Below are 18,068 nucleotides of genomic sequence, written 5' to 3' on the forward strand. Positions count from 1 at the left end.
TTCTTTTGTTCTGCTATTATTGACCGAAAGGAGACTGCCACGCATAACGGTTCTGCGAGAGGCGACCGTCTTCATATGATTTTTTCAGAAAATCTTTCATATTATATATCCTTCATTGAGCAGGAAATGTCTTACCAGCAGCAGGGTGAGAACATGAAAAGTATGTTTTTGTACACGCCTGAATAAAGGATAAAATACAATCAGAGTCTGTGTATTTAGCACGCTAAACACAACATTTTAAATGCAACTCTGCATTAAATTTTACAGGTCAATATTGCATTATTGCTAAATTCATAAATTAACATTTAAATTATAGTTATCATGATCTTTCCCTGGGGGATAACAGTCATTTTCAGTATTGCTGGAAATTTATACTCACTATCAGTGTTGTTGAATTATATCTAAAGTGTTTTTTATTATATTCCGGCGCAAATTCCTTTGCAGAAAATAAAAAATGATGGAGCGACATTTATTATGTAGCTGGGATCGGAGTCAAAGCATATATATTTTACCCTTCCTGTTTTTAAATCAATCCAATAATCATTGCCACTGGCATCAGATGCGAACGGGAAGTGTGAGTTTACAAAATTGGACATATTTGTTAAGTGTTTTATTCTGGCATTCCATCGTTTGAAAATAGAGCCAAGGTAAGGCATCTGTTGTTCAGGCATCGCCGGAATAAAGTAAAATGACTCAATTTCAACAGAAGTATAGCCATCTTTTGATGACTCACTATCATCTCTACAAAAACGAGCACCATCAGGGAAGCGTCCACCATTATTTTCCAGATAAAAATGAATAAAGTACTCATCACCGTTAAAACCAAGAGGAATGATTGCTGCTAGTTGCTCTTTAGTAACATTCATAGCAGAACATTCAAATCTAACATTACTCTCTAAAAAAAATCCATTCATTGTAATTTTCCTTAATAAATTAGTTTTGTTTAAATTAATTTATTCAGTTTCAATAGTCAGGAGATACTGCCTTGAGCCTCTTCAACGCCTCAGATCTTGCAGATTCCGTATCATATTTGAAGTTGTCTGTACCAGTCTTAAGTTTTACATCATCTTCAAACTCTTTGACACCACCGACATGCTACCTTTGTGAGCATCTTTAGATACAAGTTGCATTTTCATTTCATTAGTCTCTGGATCATAACTAATATGATGGCTGATCCAGGCTTGTCTGTAATCGGGGATAATAGAAATATATCCCATCATTTTTTAAGTTCCATTTTGTTCTACTTATTTAAGTAAGGAGTATTTGATCATGTATAAGAAATAAAAAACAGCCTCAGGCAATAACGAATATCTCAATTATTGAACATAAAATGCGAATTATTTAGTACAAAAAAGCAGCGTTACGTGATCTTTCCCTGCCTGGACTCGGATCCTGTAAAAATATTATGAATGACAAGTAATATTCTTCTTTATAACGCTACCGCCCTCCCGTTTCATTATTCACAGGCTTGCAGCTATAGGTGGCCCCCGAGGGATACAACATGCATTTTGCGGGTGAGGTATGTTGCCGCCAATATAGGTAAAAAAGAATAGTTATAGAAGGAAGAAGGGCGCTTTTCGGAATTCATAAAGACAACTCCCCCTGGCTCCAAAATGTGCAACTTTTACCGATTCACAGTCATAAAGCGATGTGTTTGAAATCAGAGGGTAGATAAGTGCGCTGTTCGTGCCGGATGCGGCGTAAACGCCTTATCCGGCCTACAAATTGCTACGAATTCACTATATTGCAATGGCGCGTAGGCCTGATAAGCGAAGCGCATCAGGCACTTGCGCGGTTTACCCCAGCGCCTCCATAATCACCATCGCCGCCCGTTCTCCTGCTTTGCCATCCATAAACGCGTCGCAATAGTGATGCCGAATCTCCGTCAACCGTTCCTGCAACGCTGTCCAGTCAAATGCGTCGGACAGCAAATAACGCAGTTGCGCCATATCACGAGCAACCGGCAATATTTCGCGGATTTGCTGATCGGTGCTTTCCGGTGTGGAGTAACTTTTCTCGCCATCGAGCAGTTCGGTCATGCCCGGAAAGTCGAGCAGGATAACCCGCTTATCGACATGGATAGCATCGAAAATAAAGCCGCTGTTATCGGTGAGCACATAATCGGCCTTTGCCAGCAGCGCCAGCGTGTGGCGTGCTGAGTCGGTGCGCTGTTTTAAATGCCTGCACGCCAGTGCCCGCGATGCGGCTTCTTCCGGGCGCGAGCAGGTGCCATGGTGAAGCTTGCAAATCAGATTCATATCGCCGCTCAGGCGGCCTAGTTTTTCTGCCCAGTAGGGCAGGGAACAGAGTGCACCGAAGGTAGGGGCGTAGAGTACGGTGGCTTTATGGTCATCCAGCAAGATATTTTCCGGCAACGAACGATCGAACGTGCCGTTATGCCAGGCGTCGAAGCGCGGGTTGCCAACCACTTCTGCATTGCCGAAATGTGCCAGCGCCTGCTGGCTGTAGTGGCTGTAACACAAAATGCGCTGATAAAAACGGTTCCAGTCGGCGTGGTTCCACGTTTCTTTGGCTAAGCCGTACATGGCGCGGATGTTCATCGCCGCCAGGCCATTGAGCGCGGGCGTGTGGTAGGGGCTGACCAGGCATTTCATCCGCTGACCGTGCGCCTGCATTTCAGACAAGCGCATACCTTTAAGCAGCTGATCGTCGATGCTTTTTAGCGTCGCCAGCATTTCATCCAGAAACGGTTTAAACACGCGGTCGTTGATCACCAGCGTGCAGCTCTGCCCCCGAGCCTGTAGGGCGGTGATGATTGGGCGGTAGAGGGCGTAGTGGAAGGAGGTTTCCATAAAAAAGCCGATGGTGTCGGTGATGGGGAACGTGGATGGCTTGGTGGCTACGGGTAATTTATTGAAATAGTGAGCAATGTTATCAGTTGTTTTTTTCTCGATATCACTAAAGCCCGGTCGCTGGTAACTAAGGCTCGGGTAACAGGCCAGCCATTTGTCGGTGCGTAGCAGCGGCTGCCAGCAGGCTTCCAGCGAGTGCTCACCGCTGCTCATCTGCTGCGCCAGTTGCGGGTAGTAGCGGCTGTTCACCAGATAAGCACACACTTTGCGGCAGTCCCGCGCGTGTACCAGCCCCGGCAAACTTTTTAGCATCGTTCCTTGCGAAATTTCGCCGCCAAGGAGCATCACCTGCCAGGGAATTTTCGCCAGGCTGGCGAGCAGCGTGTTCAGCACCTGAATATGTTTTTCCTGCTTGAGAATAACCGCGTCATCTTCCAGCAGCAGGTAGTTTTGCCAGCCGTGCTGTTGTGCCAGGCGCAGCGCCTGCAAGTGTGACTGACGGCGTCCCCGTTGACCGTTTTCATCTTCACTGGCGGCAAGGCGGGTGATCTTCTCGGGTGGAATATGCAGCTGTGCCAGTTCTTCATTGATCTGCTGTAGACGATCCGGGCGTTTATCCAGATTCACGATGACCACCTGATCGATTGCCTGATGATTGATCGCCTGGTGATGAGTGGTGTTATGCAGACTTAGATAAGCATTGCGTAGCAGCGGATCGCGGACGATATCCGCAAGCACCGTGTTTACTGGCGTGCAGGCCCCGAGAATAAAGTCTTTATCAAAGGTGTTGTGGTTGTGCGAGATACACAGGATGGTGCGCTCGCCGGGGAGTTGTAGCGGGTTAACGGTGAAGTTATTGGTAAAACTTTTCTCTTCACCTAAATTGCAATCATCGTCGTAACGGTGTTTTTTCAGGTAGTTACGGTGATAGCAAAAGGTGCCGTTGAGGATGTTACGCGGGCCAAAGCTGTGGCTTTTGAAAATGCGGTTGATGTGGCTGTACCAGATAGGGATCTGGTCGGAACCGGAGATGAGCGCCCGGTGTTTTTGCATCATGGCGAGGGTCCAGGAGATTTTATCTGCCGGATAATAGTCGTCATCGTCCATGCAGAGGATGTATTCGCCGCGCGCCAGTTCGTTGAGTATGTTACGTTTTTTGCCCAGCGGCAGTTTTTCCGGGTGATGGATGTAGCGGATGTTAAAGGCTTCCGGCGTGCCATTGGTCAGACGGTTGATGATGTGTTGATGGCTTTGCGGAGAGTCGTCGAGGATGATCAGTTCGCGGCGGTCTGCTGGGTAATCCTGATAGCGGTACATGTAAACCAGGTACGGCAGGAATGTGCTGCGGTTCCAGGTTGGCGTGACGACGCTGACAAACGGTTTTTCGCGGTGAGTGACGAGTGTTTTGATGATGGTTGGTGTTGGCATGGTGTTTGGGTGAGTTAATGGGTGAATGTGATGGATAAGGGGGGCTGAACGCGCTTGCCCCTCACCCTAACCCTCTCCCCGAGGGGCGAGGGGGCCGATCGAGCGAGGCTTCACCTCAGCAACGAAAACGCTGAAAGCAGCGGGTCGGCAGCACATAACGACTGAATTTGCTGGCGAATCAGCTGCGCATTTTCACTGGCTCGCCAGCGTTCAAATACCGCGAAGAGGGCGAAAATATCCTCCCGCCGCAGCGTCGAACCATCCAGCGTCCACAAACTGATTAACGTGCGGATGAGATAGAAATCGCATACCAGCGGCAGATAATCTGCCCCGTCAGCTTGCCCAATCACGTCGTGGTAAACACGGTAAATCAGATAATTATGCAAGAATGAGGGGGAAGCCGTGAAATGTGGCTGCCAGGTGGTTTGCCACTGCGCCTGAAGCTGTTGTTGCAACAAAGCTTCGCTGTTAGCGTCATGTAGTGTCAGCAAAGTAATCTGCAACGGCAGTGAGGCTTTGCGAGGGCTTTCCGGCAGGATCGACCAGTCAAACGCAAAACTCCCGAGCAGCGTCATCAACTGGCGCGCCAGCTGTGGCACGGGCGGGAGTTGGGCGAACTGTGCCTGTAGCGTGCCTTTTTGTGCATGATCGGCCAGCGCCTGTGGCATCGTCGTCAAACGGGCCAGAGTATCGCCATCCCTGCCGGGCATTTTACTGGCGCGGGAAAGCAGGATACCGACAGCATACAATGACAGTTCTGGTGTTAAATCGGGCAGCGTGAGCGTGCTCAAAATCATCTGGTTGACTATCGCATCGCGTGCGGATAGCTCTGCGGCATTTTCTTCCATAGGGTGATAGGTAAGCTGTAATTCAAAGTCCCTGGCATCGTTGAGCACCGCTTTGCAACTGGCAATATCGGTCAATGCCAGGCTCTGGCGAATCTCATTCTTCCAGACCTTACGGACGTATAAGGGTGAACCGGGATGCTGCGACAAAAAATTGTGCACATATTTCGGTTCGTAACATTCAATAAAACTCATAGGTGGCTTCCAGTCTTTATTATTTTGTGGGATGTGCAATAAGCGTGCCGGGAATTTTTACAATCAAAAACAAAGGATTGATAATCAGGCGGAAAATCCGTTTCCGCGATGGGGGAAGGAATTGTTGTTATTCGTGGTAAATAAAATCTGCTTCGCTGCCTAAAAAAGACTGAATAAATTCATACTGGCGAATCAACAGCTCGCCGTTTTTATCGTTGTAGGATTTGCAGCGTTCCGCTTTTTGCTCAAGGCGTTGCCACAACTGCTGTGCTGCCGCTTTTTGAACTGCCGGAAGCCAGGCGAAAACCTGAGCCAGACCGTCACGATTGACGCTGACACCGAGCAGTTGCAGCAGGCTGTGCCGCTGATGGCTATGGCTGTGTAACTGCTCATAGTGATGGGTTATCTCATCATTAACCGTCAGCAGCTCCTCGCTGGCGCGGCGAATCATGCAGATCCGCTGACGCTGGAGAAGTTCACGCAGGGAATCATATCGCGCGTCGTCGTCGCGAATGCCCTGCAACAGCGCCTTCACCTGTTGTAACCGGATACTCACTTCATCGGCCTCTTATTTCTGGAAAAAACTCAGCATGTCGCTGGCTAACTGTTCGGTGTCCACTTGCAGGTTGCCGGAGGCCAGTATCGCCTGCATTTGCGCCACTTTGTCGCTGTCTATATCGCTCTCGTTCCGGTCGTTCAGTGTTTGCTGGGCAGACTGTAATCCCGCCTGGGTAATGTCGTCGGCGCTTAGCGTTGTGGTAGTGGTCGCCGTGTTTTTGCGTGGCTGGCTGGTGCCTGCCGTTGTGGCTGTCGGGCGATTGCCTGACATAGTCGGGGTGATTTTCATTGCAACCTCGTCTCGGTATTTGGGGGATACTCCGGTAAAGCGGTTAGCAGGCGGCAAAACTTTAATCGTCCTTCGGTTTTATTCCGAAAAGCTGGAAATATAGCTTTCCTTCTGGTCTGGCGATTATTCAATATGCGGCGGGTTATTACCCGGCTGGCGTAACCAGCCAGATGACCAACTTTTAGAATGCCGCCGTATTGAATATTAATTATTATTAATCGTTAATAACATGCCTGTTGACTGCTTTTTGTATATATGGTTCTAGTAATCTTGCTACAGCTTCAAATACTGGAACAACAACTGAGTTCCCAAATTGTCTATAGGCTTGAGTATCTGACACAGGTATTCTAAAAGGTCTTCCCCCAGCTTTTTCAAAACCCATTAGCCTGGCACATTCGTGAGGTGTCAGTCTTCTTGGACGATTTTTTTGATTCGCTGGATTACTAAAATCAATTTCACCGATAGTCTTATCCCAGCCACGATCGATCAGTATTTCAGAGCCATCTTTATGGTAACGAGCAGACAGCGTCCGTGCGATACTTTCTGGATTTTTAGGATCCACCAGGCTAAAACCAAACCCATTTCCTTTTGCTGCATGTTTTTTGGCGTAATTGTAAAGATACTCCCATAACCTTGGCGTTAAAATATATTTATCGTCAACATCATGATCTAATAATTCACCAAATGTTGGCCTGTTTTGAGGGTAAAAGCGGTTAATGTTTCGTAACGTGAAATCATTGTGAATATTCAGATCCCTACGAAATCCTACCAACACGATACGTTCGCGATGTTGGGGTAAAAAATGTTTTCCATCGATAATTTTAGGATCATCTGAGCCAGTAACACCGGCATCGGCGACTTCATATCCTAATTCATCGAGTGTTTCCATGATGACTTTGAAAGTCTTACCTTTATCGTGACTTTTAAGGTTCTTCACATTCTCAAGCACAAAAATAGCTGGTTTTTTTGATTTAATAATTCGAGCGACATCAAAAAATAGTGTTCCTTGTGCCTCACATTCAAAACCATGTGCACGCCCCAGAGAATTTTTCTTGCTTACCCCTGCCAGACTAAAGGGCTGACATGGAAAACCAGCCAGAAGGACATCATGATCTGGAATATTTTTGCTTATATGATTATAGGCTTCCACTTCGGAAACATCATCTCTATCACTTAAAGTGACTTCTCGTATATCAAGATTAAATTTATGATTTAGTTCATCATTAAACCAATTCGCTTTGTAGGTTCTTACCGCTTCTTTATTCCATTCGCTAGTAAAAACACATTGCCCACCAATATTTTCGAAGCCTTTACGAATACCCCCAATCCCTGCGAATAAATCAATAAAACGAAACGTATAGTTAGGATGATGTTCGGGGGGTTCTGGAAGCATCTTTCGTAGTAAAGTTTCCTCAGCAGAAGTTAATTGCTTAGGGTTACATTTACCATTTATCCAACGGTTAAGTGTTTCTCTGCTCCATTCATTTTTTCCTACTTTTCGTAGGAGTTCTGCAACATATTTTTGATCATAGATTTCAAGAACCTTTGAAATTAATTCTCGATCTTTTTCTTGTCGCTTTTTCTCATCTTTTTCTGATTTTAAAAGAAGATCTTTCACGAGCAATTCAAATTCAGACATAGCACCCCCATAGGTCTTATTAGTGATAAGATATCACTCATTTGACCCAGATGAAATGGTTATCGTCTGGATATTTAAACAGTGGTGATTATACCCGTCATACTTCAGGTTGCATGTGCGTTGGCTGCGTTCGTTCACCCGAATCACTTACTTAGGTAAGCTCATCGGGATTCTCTCACTTACCGCCTTCCTGCAACTCGAATTATTCAGGGGACAGATGCTCAATAATCCCCCAAAAGATACGATGAAATTTGTTAGAAAGTCATAATATTGGGAGATAGTCATACATATGCTACGCGGTATTGCAGCAAGTTACTCTGCGCTTACCGTTGTCACCACGCCGCTTTCTGCCACCATTGTGCTGATGACCCGCTGGCTGCTGGCGTTACGTACTTTCACCATCTCGCCTTTACGACCATTTTTCAGCGCCACGCCGGGCATTGAGGCGGTGATCCCCGCATTCTGGTAAACAATCATCACGGGTTGATCGCGCTCGACCAGCACAGGCGAAACCAGCTCTTCTTTGGTGATTGGCCTGCCCGGTTGCAGCGCGTGCTTACTGCTTAAACCAATTGCGTCGTCAAGGTTCATCAATACATCCCGGCGCTGGGCGCTGACGTTGTAGGGCTTCAACTCCACATCATTTGCCGTGAGCGGCGTATCGCGGGCAATCACTGATTTCGTCATGACCACTGGCACCCGTACATCCGGGCGCACCGCCACATTCATCTGCCAGCTTTGCGGGCAACTGACGGTGAAGTTCATCCGGTTAAGGGCTATTTCCGCAGGTGAAGTCAGCGTGATGCCGGGTGCCGTAGCACAGGGCGCGGCGCTCGCCACCTGCGAGGGAATGTAGACCTTAAAGGTGTAGCGATAGTCATGCCATTGCCGCTGTTGCGCCAGCGATCCAATTTCTTGGCTCGCGGCGTTCAGCACCTGGGCGTTGACTTGTTCCCGCGCACTGTGTTGCACGGGATGGACGGCGGCGTAGCCCGGTAAGGCCAGCATCAGGAGGAAGTAAAACTTCCACCTGTAAAATTGAAAACTCATAAACCCTTTCTCATCAGTCACTTAAAAAATGGCACGGTAATTGCCTAGCGTATGCGGATGAGTCAGGAGCGACGGACATGGGGATCAGTTTTCAGCAGGCATTGGGAGTACATCCGCAGGCAGTGAAGTTACGTCTTGAGAGGACCGAGCTACTGACTGCGAATCTGGCGAACGTCGATACGCCAAATTTCAAGGCTAAAGATATTGATTTCGCCAGGGAGATGCAACGGGCAAATAACGCGGCGGTGGATGTCCAGTACCGTGTGCCGATGCAGCCATCGGAAGATGGCAACACCGTGGAACTGAACAGCGAACAGGCGCGGTTTTCACAAAATAGTATGGATTATCAAAGCAGTCTGACCTTCCTGAATCTGCAAATCAGCGGCATCAGAGAGGCCATCGAAGGGAAATAAGTATGTCATTTACGGATATTTATCAGATTTCCGGCTCGGCGATGACGGCGCAGACCATTCGCCTGAATACCGTTGCCAGTAACCTGGCAAACGCCCAGGCGCCAGCGGGCAGTGAGGCGCAGGCGTATAAAGCGCGCAGCCCGGTGTTTGCTGCGGTGTATCACAGTAGCTTGCTGGCGGGAACTCATCGTCATGCTATCGACGGTGCCAGCGTGCAGGTGCAGGACGTGCTGCAAACCGGCGGCGCGGTAAAACGCTACGAACCGCATCATCCACTGGCTGATGCCAATGGCGATGTCTGGTATCCCGATGTCAATGTGGTGGAGCAGATGGCAGACATGATGTCAGCCTCGCGCGATTTCGAAACCAACGTCGATGTGCTCAACAACGTGAAAAGTATGCAGCAAAGTTTGCTGAAACTGGGAGAGGCCTGATGAATACCCTGGCACTTAATGCACAGCAACAGCCGCACTCGTCTGCGGTAGGAAGCAGCGCGGTGGGTGACGCTACGGATACCACCACTTCATCAACGAATTCATCGCCTGTCGATACCTTCCTGACGCTGTTTGTCGCCGAGATCCAAAATCAGGACCCGACCGACCCGACCGACGCCACTGAATATATCGACCAGCTCTCTTCCATGGCCCAGGTGGCGATGATGGAAGAGATGAGCGTGCAGGCCAACACCAACGCGGTGCTGATGAGCAACATTCAGGTGATGGCGCTGGGCAACCTGGTGGGCGACGACATTATGGTGCAGACCACCGCCTTGCAGGTGAGCGACCAGACCATTAACGGTCGCGCCACCCTGGATGATGCCTGTACCACCGCCGATCTCCACTTTATCGATGCCGCAGGCGATGACTACACCGTCTCGCTGATCCCGCAAGGGAGCTCCTCTGTCGGGCCAGGCCAGGTCGATTTCTCGGTGAATCCCGCCGATTACGGCATACCACCGGGCGATTACGACGTCTCGGTAGTGACCAACACCGGGGAAGAGGAGGTGCCGATTGAAGTCTCCGGCGAAGTGGAAGATGTGCGTATCCCGCTTGACGGTAGCTCTCCGGTGCTGAACGTCGCGGGTGTAGGTGAAGTGCCGTTCACCATGATTAGCCAGTTTGGTGTACCCGATGCCGACAGTGATGTGGCCTGATTTTGTAGGCCGGATAAGGCGTTCGGTGCAAGATGCCTGATGCGATGCTGGCGCGTCTTACCAGGCCTACGAGTTCGCGCATATTTGTATGTTTACGCCGCATCCGGCAAAACAACGGGCACGTTGTCAACAATCTGAATTAACAGGAAGACACAATGAGTTATGAAATTGCCGCAACGGGGCTGAATGCCGTTAACGAACAACTGGACGGGATCAGTAACAACATTGCTAACGCCGGAACGGTGGGCTACAAGTCGATGACCACCCAGTTTTCTGCCATGTATGCCGGAAGCCAGGCGATGGGCGTCGGCGTGGCGGGCACCGCGCAAAGTATCTCCCGTGGCGGTTCGATGGTCTCTACCGGTAATGCATTGGATCTGGCGATTAATGACGATGGCTTTTTTGTTATGTGTGACAGCGCGGGAAATCTGACTTATACCCGCAATGGGTCGTTTGAAACCGATAAAAACGGCTATATCGTTAACGCGTCAGGTGATTATTTGCAGGGGTATCCGGTGGATGGCAACGGCACCCTGCAAACGGGTACGGTGACGGATATCCAGATTAAAACGGGTAATATTCCGGCCCAGGCCAGTAGCAGCCTGACCTTCACCGCTAACTTTGACGCCAGCGATGAGGCGATCGATCGTACCTCTGTACCGTTCGATCCGACCATAAGTAGCTCGTATACCAACAGTTACACGACTACGGTATACGACTCGTTAGGCAACGAACACTCGGTGTGTCAGTACTTCACCAAAACCAGCGACAACACCTGGGAAGTGCAGTATACCTTCGACGGTCAGCAGCAAGCGGGCGTGTCTGCGTCCACGCTAACCTTCGACCCGAATACCGGGAAACTGACTTCCCCGACCACGCCGCAGACCATAGAATTTCAGACCGCCGCCGCCGCACCTATCGACTTGACCGTCGATTGCTCGACCTGTACGCAATACGGCTCTGACTTTTCGGTCACCACTAACACCGCCAACGGTTACGCCTCCGCGACTCAAAACGGCGTGCAGGTGGACAACGATGGCAAAGTTTACGCTACCTATAGCAACGGCGAGCGCATGTTGCAGGGACAGGTGGTGCTGGCGACGTTCCCGAATGAAAACGGCCTGGACGCGGTGAGCGGCACCGCGTGGGTACAAACCGGAGAGTCTGGCACACCACTGATTGGCGTTCCCGGCTCCGGCACCTGCGGCACGCTCTCGTCGGGGATGCTTGAAAGCTCGAACGTCGATATTACCAATGAACTGGTCAACCTGATGACCGCCCAGCGTAACTATCAGGCTAATACCAAAGTGATCTCCACCAGCACACAGCTGGATGATGCACTGTTCCAGGCAATGTAATGGATCGCTTGATTTATACCGCCTTGAGCGGTGCCTCTCAGACCTTGTATGAACAGCAGATCAGCGCCAACAACCTGGCGAATGTCAACACCAACGGCTTTCGCGCCGATATGGCGATGGCGACCAACGACAAGGTAAAAGGCGGTGGTTTCGATACGCGTTATATGGCACAGGAAGGGGCCAGCGGTGTGAACGACAGTACCGGTGTGGCAGAGAAAACCGAACGCCCGTTGGATGTCGCTCTCCAGGGGGCAGGGTTTATCGCGGTGCAGGATAAACACGGCAACGAAGTGTATACCCGCAACGGCAACATTCAACAGAATGACCAGGGACAATTGACTATCGATGGCAATCTGGTGCTGGGCGATAACGGGCCGATTATTCTGCCGCCGAACGCCATTGCCTCGTTTGGCAGTGACGGTACGCTTTCGGTGACACCTGATGATGGCGACGTTACCGCAACGATGGATATCGACCGCCTGAAGCTGGTGGATATCCCGGTTACTAACCTGGCGAAAAACGCCGAAGGGATGCTGGTGACTGCCGATGGCGTTTCGGCCCAGCGTGATGAAAACATCAAAGTTAGCGGCGGTTTTCTTGAGGGCAGCAACGTCTCGGCGGTGAGCGAAATGATGTCGTCCATCGCCATGAATCGCCAGTTTGAAGCGCAAATCAAGATGATGAAGACCGCCGAAGATATCAGCGATGCGGGCAACCGCTTATTGCGCGGTTCGTAACCGCACATCGTAGGCCGGATAAAGCGTTTACGCCGCATCTGGCAACAGCGACCCAAAAAATAACACGGAATTTACCACCATGAACGCAGCATTATGGATCAGCAAAACCGGCCTCTCGGCGCAGGATGCTGAAATGAGCGCGATTGCCAACAACATCGCCAACGTTAACACCACCGGCTTTAAGCGTGACCGGGTAATGTTTCAGGATCTGTTTTACCAGACCCAGGAAGCGCCGGGTGCGATGCTCGACCAGAACAACATCATGCCGACCGGGCTGCAATTCGGTAGCGGCGTGCGCATTGTCGGCACCCAAAAAACGTTCACCGAAGGCAACGTCGAAACCACCGATAACGCGATGAATGTCGCCATTATGGGGCAGGGTTTTTTGCAGGTGCAGAAAGCTAACGGCGATACCGCCTATACCCGCGACGGCAACCTGCAAATTAATGCCGACGGCGTACTGACCAACTCGCAAGGGTTACCATTGCAGCCGGAAATCGATGTTCCAACGGGGGCGACTAATATCGCTTTTGGCGAGGATGGTACGGTGACAGCGATCTTACCTGGCAACAGCGATGCCACTGAGTTAGGGCAACTGACGCTGGTTAACTTCGCCAACCCGGCGGGGCTTTCTGCCGAGGGCGACAACCTGTATCTGGAAACTGCCGCCAGTGGTCAGCCGACCGAAGGCGTACCGGGCGAAGATGGGCTTGGCACCTTGCAGGACAATGCGCTGGAAGGCTCAAACGTCGATATCGTCAACGAAATGGTGGCGATGATTACGGTACAACGCGCTTACGAAATGAACGCCAAAATGGTCTCGGCTGCGGACGATATGTTGCAGTACATCAGTCAGACGCTGTAAGGCGAAATGTCGGATGCGACGCTGACGCGTCTTATCCGACCTACAAAAGCTCTTGTAGGCACGATAAGTTAGTGGACGGTGCACATGAGTTTGGTTGATTAATTGTTAATGAACCGTCCACACACGCATCGGGCAATTTGCACACGCTGTTGTCGGATGCGGCGCTGACGCCCTTGTAGGCACGATAAGTGAGTGGACGGCGCACATGAGTTTGGTTGATTAACCGTTAATGAACCGTCCACACACGCATCGGGCAATCTGCACACGCTTGTTGTCGGATGCGACGCTGACGCCCTTGTAGGCACGATAAGTGAGTGGACGGCGCACATGAGTTTGGTTGATTAACCGTTAATGAACCGTCCACACACGCATCGGGCAATTTGCACACGCTGTTGTCGGATGCGACGCTGACGCGTCTTATCCGACCAACAAAAGCACATAACTCACTGTATTTAAAACAGGCAGAACGTGAAAAATTATCTCTGGCTGATGGCGCTGCTTCCACTCCTTAGCGGGTGTGAATCGCAGGCCATTCTGGTCAAAAAAGACGACGCATACTTTGCGCCACCGAAAACTGAAGCGCCGCCTCCGGCAGACGGGCGTGCCGGGGGCGTATTTGAAACGGGCTATAACTGGTCGCTGACGGCAGACAGACGGGCTTACCGTGTGGGCGATATCCTGACGGTGATCCTCGAGGAATCTACCCAGTCGAGCAAACAGGCGAAAACCAACTTCGGCAAAAACAACACTGTCGATATCGGCGCGCCGACGATTTTTGGTCACACCAAAGATAAGCTTTCCGGCTCCATCGATGCCAACCGCGACTTTGACGGCAGCGCCACTTCCCAGCAGCAGAATAGCCTGCATGGGGAGATCACCGTTTCCGTCCATGCGGTACAGCCCAACGGCATCCTGGAAATTCGCGGCGAGAAATGGCTCACCCTCAATCAGGGCGATGAGTACATCCGTTTAAGCGGCCTGGTGCGTGCCGACGATATCCAGAACGACAACTCGGTTTCCTCGCAGCGGATCGCCGACGCTCGAATCTCTTACGCCGGACGCGGCGCGTTAAGTGACGCCAACGCCGCAGGCTGGCTGACGCGGCTGTTTAACCATCCTCTGTTCCCGATTTAATGCCGGAGAGTGCAATGCAAAACTGGATAAAGACCGTGGTTATCGCCGCAAGTCTGGCGCTGCCCGGCATGACGCAGGCGCAATCGCTGGAGTCGTTGGTGAATGTACAGGGCGTGCGCGAAAACCAACTAGTGGGCTACAGCCTAGTGGTCGGCCTCGACGGCACTGGCGATAAAAATCAGGTCAAATTCACCAATCAGACCATCACCAATATGCTGCGCCAGTTTGGCGTGCAGTTGCCGAATAAAATCGACCCGAAGGTGAAAAACGTCGCGGCGGTGGCGGTGAGCGCCACGCTGCCGCCGATGTACTCCCGCGGGCAGACTATTGATGTCACCGTCTCGTCGATTGGCGATGCCAAAAGTATCCGTGGCGGCACCTTGCTGCTGACCCAACTGCATGGCGCGGATGGCGAAGTATATGCTCTGGCGCAGGGCAGTGTAGTGGTGGGTGGGATGAACGCCACCGGGGCCAGCGGTTCCAGCGTGACGGTTAACACACCGACCGCCGGGTTAATTCCCAACGGTGCAACGGTGGAACGCGCGATCCCCAGCGATTTTCAAATGGGCGACACTATCACCCTCAACCTGAAACGCCCGTCGTTTAAAGACGCCAACAACATTGCAGCGGCGATCAACGCCTCTTTCGGCGGCATTGCTACCGCGCAGAGTTCCACCAACGTCACCGTACGTGCGCCCACCAGCCCCGGCGCGCGGGTGGCGTTTATGTCACAACTGGACGATGTGCAGGTGCAGGTGGAGAAAGTTCGCGCCCGCGTGGTGTTTAACTCACGTACTGGCACGGTGGTGATGGGCGACGGCATTGCGCTGCATGCGGCGGCGGTGTCGCACGGCAGTTTGACCGTCTCGATTAACGAAAGCAGTAACGTCAGCCAGCCGAACGCGTTTGCCGGAGGTCGCACAGCGGTGACGCCACAGAGCAATATTGCGGTGAATCATGCACGTCCAGGCGTGGTGAATTTGCCTGAGTCAAGCAACCTGAAAACGCTGGTGAATGCGTTGAACAGCTTAGGGGCGACACCGGACGACATCATGTCGATTTTGCAGGCGTTGCATGAGGCAGGCGCGCTCGATGCCGACCTGGAGGTGATCTGATGAAGGTAAACGCCAGCGGTGGGATTGACGGCAGCGATGCGTTAATGGGGCCGAAGGTTCAGGCCAATGATATCAAGCAGGCCGCCGAACAGTTTGAGGCGATTTTTTTACGCAACATGCTGAAAGAGATGCGAAAAACCAACGAATTGTTTGATTCGAAAGATAACCCGTTCAACAGCGATTCGGTGCGCATGATGCAGGGTTTTTATGACGATGAGTTGTGTAACACGCTGGCGCAGCAGCACGGAATTGGGATTGCCTCGATGATTGTGAAGCAATTGTCGCCTAAGCACAGGTGAGGCTCCGACGTTCGGTGCCTGATGCGGCGTTCGGTGCACGGAGCCTGATGCGACGCAGTCGCGTCTTATCAGGCCTACGAGTTCGCACATATTTTTATGTTTGCGTCCGTTTGTAGGCCGGATAAGGCGTTTACGCCGCATCCGGCGCACGGTGCACGGAGCCTGATGCGACGCAGTCGCGTCTTATCAGGCCTGCGAGTCCGCACATATTTTTATGTTTGTGCCCGTTTGTAGGCCGGATAAGGCGTTTACGCCGCATCCGGCGTTCGGTGCACGGAGCCTGATGCGACGCAGTCGCGTCTTATCAGGCCTACGAGTCCGCACATATTTTTATGTTTGCGTCCGTATGTAGGCCGGATAAGGCGTTCACGCCGCATCCGGCGCACGGTGCACGGAGCCAGATGCGACGCAGTCGCGTCTTATCAGGCCTACGAGTCCGCACATATTTTTATGTTTGCGCCCGTTTGTAGGCCGGATAAGGCGTTCACGCCGCATCCGGCGCACGGTGCACGGAGCCTGATGCGACGCAGTCGCGTCTTATCAGGCCTGCGAGTCCGCACATATTTTTATGTTTGTGCCCGTTTGTAGGCCGGATAAGGCGTTTACGCCGCATCCGGCGTTCGGTGCACGGAGCCTGATGCGACGCAGTCGCGTCTTATCAGGCCTACGAGTCCGCACGTATTTTTATGTTTGCGTCCGTTTGTACGCCGCATCCGGCGCACGGTTTACGGAACTTAAGAATCCCCAACTTCACGCCGCTTTTAACCGGAACAATTGACCGGTAAGGACTCAACATGGACATGATTAACATCGGCTACAGCGGCGCATCAACCGCGCAGGTGGAGCTGAACGTCACGGCGCAAAATACCGCTAACGCCATGACGGATGGCTATACCCGTCAGGTGGCAGAGATCAGCACCATCAGCGCCAGCGGTGGCTCGCCGAACAGTGCCGGTAACGGCGTGCAGGTCGACAGCATTCGCCGCGTCTCTAACCAATATCAGGTGAATCAGGTGTGGTATGCCGCCAGCGATTACGGTTATTACAGTACTCAGCAGACCTATTTAACCCAGCTTGAAGCGGTGCTCAGCGATGACAATACCAGCCTGAGCGGCGGTTTTGATAATTTCTTCGCGGCGCTCAACGAAGCCACCACCAGCCCGGATGATTCCGCCCTGCGTGAGCAGGTGATCAGCGAAGCCGGGGCGCTGTCATTGCGTATCGACAATACGCTCGATTATATCGACTCACAAAGCACGGAAATCGTCAGCCAGCAGCAGGCGATGGTGTCGCAAATCAACACCCTCACCAGCGGGATCGCCAGCTATAACCAGCAAATCGCCCAGGCCGAAGCCAACGGTGATAACGCCTCCGCACTGTACGATGCCCGCGACCAGATGGTGGAACAACTGAGCGGAATGATGGATGTGCAGGTTAATATCGATGACCAGGGCAACTACAACGTCACGCTGAAAAACGGTCAGCCGCTGGTGAGCGGGCAGCAAAGCTCAACCATCGCGCTGGAAACCAACGGCGATGGTACGCCAACCATGTCGCTGACTTTCGCTGGCACCACCTCGACGATGACCTCCGATACAGGAGGAGCATTAGGCGCACTGTTTGACTATCTGAATGAGGTGCTGACGCCGCTGGCTGACACCATCAACAGCATAGCGTCGCAGTTTGCCGATGCGGTCAACAACCAGTTAGCGCAGGGCTACGACCTCAATGGCAACCCCGGCGAACCACTGTTTATTTACGATGCCAGCAATGCCGATGGCCCGCTGACCGTTAACCCGGATATCACCGCCGATGAACTGGCATTCTCCAGTTCGCCGGACGAAAGCGGCAACAGCGACAACCTCCAGGCGCTGATCAACATCTCCACCGAACCGCTGGAAATTGCAAACCTCGGCAGTGTGACCGTAGGGCAGGCGTGCTCGTCAATCATCAGCAATATCGGCATTTACTGTCAGCAAAACCAGACGGAAGTCGATGCCGCGTCCAATGTCTATTCCGAAGCGCAAAACCAGCAGAGCAGCGTCAGCGGCGTCAGCATGGACGAAGAAGCGGTGAATCTGATCACCTATCAACAAATTTACGAAGCCAATTTGAAAGTCATTTCTGCCGGGGCCGAGATTTTCGATTCGGTGCTGGAAATGTGCAGCTAAGCAGGA

The 18,068-nt window shown here is 51.6% G+C and carries 19 protein-coding genes; 11 read left to right on the forward strand and 8 right to left on the reverse strand.

Annotated features, from left to right (window positions below; genetic code table 11):
• The coding region (locus A7090_RS26280; RefSeq protein WP_206748386.1) for a hypothetical protein at window positions 1-186 on the forward strand (186 nt) is incomplete at its 5' end.
• Window positions 187-416: 230 nt separating this feature from the next.
• Here the strand turns inward: A7090_RS26280 and A7090_RS00980 are convergent.
• From A7090_RS00980 to flgA, 8 genes are all read right to left on the reverse strand, one after another.
• The gene (locus A7090_RS00980) at window positions 417-914 is read right to left on the reverse strand and encodes an SMI1/KNR4 family protein (protein WP_105272678.1); all 498 of its coding nucleotides are present in this window, start codon (window positions 912-914) and stop codon (window positions 417-419) included.
• 144 nt (window positions 915-1,058) lie between these two features.
• Window positions 1,059-1,220 carry a hypothetical protein gene (locus A7090_RS25925; RefSeq protein ID WP_157941434.1) on the reverse strand — a complete coding sequence of 54 codons (162 nt, stop codon included), beginning with the start codon at window positions 1,218-1,220 and terminating at the stop codon, window positions 1,059-1,061.
• Between the two features lie 576 nt (window positions 1,221-1,796).
• On the reverse strand, window positions 1,797-4,241 hold the full coding sequence (locus A7090_RS00985; RefSeq protein ID WP_123056914.1) for a glycosyltransferase: 2,445 nt from the start codon (window positions 4,239-4,241) through the stop codon (window positions 1,797-1,799).
• A 110-nt stretch (window positions 4,242-4,351) separates the two neighbouring features.
• Window positions 4,352-5,281, reverse strand: coding sequence for a lysine-N-methylase (locus A7090_RS00990; protein WP_123056915.1), 930 nt, complete (start codon window positions 5,279-5,281; stop codon window positions 4,352-4,354).
• A 127-nt stretch (window positions 5,282-5,408) separates the two neighbouring features.
• Window positions 5,409-5,837 (reverse strand): flagellar export chaperone FlgN, encoded by a 429-nt coding sequence (gene flgN / locus A7090_RS00995; RefSeq protein WP_105272681.1) that lies wholly within the window; start codon window positions 5,835-5,837, stop codon window positions 5,409-5,411.
• A gap of 12 nt (window positions 5,838-5,849) precedes the next feature.
• Window positions 5,850-6,128 carry a flagellar biosynthesis anti-sigma factor FlgM gene (gene flgM / locus A7090_RS01000; protein ID WP_105272682.1) on the reverse strand — a complete coding sequence of 93 codons (279 nt, stop codon included), beginning with the start codon at window positions 6,126-6,128 and terminating at the stop codon, window positions 5,850-5,852.
• Between the two features lie 214 nt (window positions 6,129-6,342).
• Window positions 6,343-7,767 (reverse strand): DNA cytosine methyltransferase, encoded by a 1,425-nt coding sequence (locus tag A7090_RS01010; protein WP_105272683.1) that lies wholly within the window; start codon window positions 7,765-7,767, stop codon window positions 6,343-6,345.
• A gap of 312 nt (window positions 7,768-8,079) precedes the next feature.
• Window positions 8,080-8,817, reverse strand: a complete 738-nt coding sequence (gene flgA, locus A7090_RS01015) for a flagellar basal body P-ring formation chaperone FlgA (RefSeq protein ID WP_105272684.1) — start codon at window positions 8,815-8,817, stop codon at window positions 8,080-8,082.
• Window positions 8,818-8,894: 77 nt separating this feature from the next.
• Here flgA and A7090_RS01020 point away from each other — a divergent pair, with 77 nt between their 5' ends.
• From A7090_RS01020 to flgK, 10 genes are all read left to right on the forward strand, one after another.
• Window positions 8,895-9,230, forward strand: a complete 336-nt coding sequence (locus A7090_RS01020; RefSeq protein WP_000512950.1) for a flagellar basal body protein — start codon at window positions 8,895-8,897, stop codon at window positions 9,228-9,230.
• A 2-nt stretch (window positions 9,231-9,232) separates the two neighbouring features.
• A complete protein-coding gene (flgC, locus tag A7090_RS01025) occupies window positions 9,233-9,664 on the forward strand; it encodes a flagellar basal body rod protein FlgC (protein WP_105272685.1) in 432 nt (143 codons plus the stop codon).
• The gene (locus tag A7090_RS01030; protein ID WP_105272686.1) at window positions 9,664-10,383 is read left to right on the forward strand and encodes a flagellar hook capping FlgD N-terminal domain-containing protein; all 720 of its coding nucleotides are present in this window, start codon (window positions 9,664-9,666) and stop codon (window positions 10,381-10,383) included. Before flgC ends, A7090_RS01030 begins: the two co-directional genes overlap by 1 nt.
• A 155-nt stretch (window positions 10,384-10,538) precedes the next feature.
• Entirely contained in the window at window positions 10,539-11,741 is a 1,203-nt protein-coding gene (gene flgE, locus A7090_RS01035) for a flagellar hook protein FlgE (protein WP_105272687.1), read from the forward strand.
• Entirely contained in the window at window positions 11,741-12,478 is a 738-nt protein-coding gene (locus A7090_RS01040) for a flagellar basal body rod protein FlgF (protein WP_105272688.1), read from the forward strand. The genes flgE and A7090_RS01040 overlap by 1 nt, the downstream gene beginning before the upstream one ends.
• A gap of 79 nt (window positions 12,479-12,557) precedes the next feature.
• The gene (gene flgG / locus A7090_RS01045; protein ID WP_105272689.1) at window positions 12,558-13,343 is read left to right on the forward strand and encodes a flagellar basal-body rod protein FlgG; all 786 of its coding nucleotides are present in this window, start codon (window positions 12,558-12,560) and stop codon (window positions 13,341-13,343) included.
• 468 nt (window positions 13,344-13,811) lie between these two features.
• Window positions 13,812-14,477 carry a flagellar basal body L-ring protein FlgH gene (gene flgH, locus A7090_RS01050; protein ID WP_105272690.1) on the forward strand — a complete coding sequence of 222 codons (666 nt, stop codon included), beginning with the start codon at window positions 13,812-13,814 and terminating at the stop codon, window positions 14,475-14,477.
• A gap of 14 nt (window positions 14,478-14,491) precedes the next feature.
• Window positions 14,492-15,592, forward strand: coding sequence for a flagellar basal body P-ring protein FlgI (locus tag A7090_RS01055; protein ID WP_123056916.1), 1,101 nt, complete (start codon window positions 14,492-14,494; stop codon window positions 15,590-15,592).
• A complete protein-coding gene (locus A7090_RS01060) occupies window positions 15,592-15,891 on the forward strand; it encodes a rod-binding protein (RefSeq protein WP_105272692.1) in 300 nt (99 codons plus the stop codon). The genes A7090_RS01055 and A7090_RS01060 overlap by 1 nt, the downstream gene beginning before the upstream one ends.
• A 794-nt stretch (window positions 15,892-16,685) precedes the next feature.
• Window positions 16,686-18,062, forward strand: a complete 1,377-nt coding sequence (gene flgK / locus A7090_RS01065; protein ID WP_105272693.1) for a flagellar hook-associated protein FlgK — start codon at window positions 16,686-16,688, stop codon at window positions 18,060-18,062.
• Window positions 18,063-18,068: the final 6 nt, after the last annotated feature.

Source organism: Escherichia sp. MOD1-EC7003 (assembly GCF_002965065.1).
In the GTDB taxonomy this organism is placed as follows: Bacteria; Pseudomonadota; Gammaproteobacteria; order Enterobacterales; family Enterobacteriaceae; genus Escherichia.